The sequence below is a fragment of the Burkholderia sp. Ac-20344 genome (assembly GCF_017104975.1).
Taxonomy (GTDB): Bacteria; Pseudomonadota; Gammaproteobacteria; order Burkholderiales; family Burkholderiaceae; genus Burkholderia.
In genome coordinates, this window is record NZ_JAAGPP010000349.1 from 1 (window position 1) to 1,418 (window position 1,418).

The window sequence follows — 1,418 nt, forward strand, 5'->3', positions numbered from 1 at the left end:
TGGTACGCGGTGCGGATCGAGATCGACCGTCGGCTGTTTGCCGCGCTCGCACGTGCGGCAGAGCGCGAGGCTTCGGTTGACGACGGGCTCGCGGCGCTCGACCGCGCACTCGCCGATCTCGGCTGGATCGACGCGTCGAAGGCCGGACGCGCGCTCGACGCACGCGTGCGCGGCGCGGTCGGGCTGTGCCGCGCCGGTGTGCTCGTCGCGATCGTGCAGTGGCTCGTGGTCGGGCTCGCGGTCGCCGTTCCGCAGATCGGCTAGCGCCCGTTCAAGCCCGCCGCGGGTCGCGGAGGGTGTCGCGCCGCCCGCCGGTGCGTCAAGGAAGCGGCCTTCGCGTGCGCGTCATGCGTGCGCCGCCCGCTGCGACCGCGTGCGCTTCACTTCATACATCGCCTGGTCCGCACGCTCGATCAACGCGTTCATGTCGGTGCCGTCGTCGGGCAGCAGCGCGATCCCGACGCTGACGCCGAGCCGCAGCGGGCGTCCCTCGAATTCGAACGGTGCGCCGACCTGACGTGCGAGCCGCGTGCTTTGCGCATGCGCATCGTCGCGGTTGCCGAGGTTCGGCAGGATCACCGCGAATACGTCGAGTATTCGCTTCGTCGCAATCCTTGCGCTCGGCCCTTCTGGGGGCCAGCGCAAGCCCGTTATTAGCGGGAACAGGCCCTATGCCATCACGCTGCCGAGGTCGAGGCCGAGCTTCGCGATCTCGGTCTGCGCGGCGATGATGCGCAGCAGCGTATCGGGGGACGGAGTGGCAGTGTCGACGATTTGATTCAAGTCAGTTTTCCGTGAAAGAAAGCACGTCCGGCGGCGCGAGATTGCGGTAGCATACGCGCCGCCCCGCGGCAGCGCGTTTCGGGGGCGGTCTGCAACGGACCGCCGCCGGCCAGCCGAACCGCGCCGGCAGTATGCCGTCCGGCCCGTCGGCCGACAACGGCGCAATTCTTACCATTCGTCCCTCTCGCGCAGCAGTTCCGACCGGATTGAGGTTTTTTTCGCTTCATCGTCGCGAATCGGGGTGAGATTTGTCTTGTTTTTGAGATAGTGTGACGAATGGGCGTGTGCCGGTGCCAGGCGCGCGCATCGCGATGACGGGGGATTCGGGAAATTGCCGCATCGTTTCGATAAATGAACCAGATCAGTTCGTTTGATATGAGGGGAAGCAGTGGGGATGTTCACTCACGGGCATAGCTGCTTTGCGCGCGTCGGTTTCGATGCGACGGAGAACCGGACGATCATGACGAAACGGAGCGGCGCATGAAGCCGGCCGTGTCGCTGTTCGTCCTGTCGGTCGCCATGACCGGCGCTTTTCATGCAGCCGCGCTGTCGGCCGCGCCGCTGCCTGCCGTGCCGGCCGCCGCTGCGGCATCCGGCGCTGCACCGGCGCCGGTGCTCGCGGCCGTGCCCGCGGG

Annotated in this window: 1 protein-coding gene and 1 pseudogene; one reads left to right on the plus strand and one right to left on the minus strand. The window is 67.3% G+C overall.

Features of this window, described 5'->3' with window-relative positions:
* A pseudogene (locus G3N64_RS39055) lies at positions 1-264 on the plus strand (hypothetical protein); the annotation flags it as partial.
* Positions 265-345: 81 nt separating this feature from the next.
* Here G3N64_RS39055 and G3N64_RS40110 read toward each other — a convergent pair.
* Entirely contained in the window at positions 346-579 is a 234-nt protein-coding gene (locus G3N64_RS40110; RefSeq protein WP_346778861.1) for a diguanylate cyclase, read from the minus strand.
* Positions 580-1,418 lie beyond the last annotated feature (839 nt).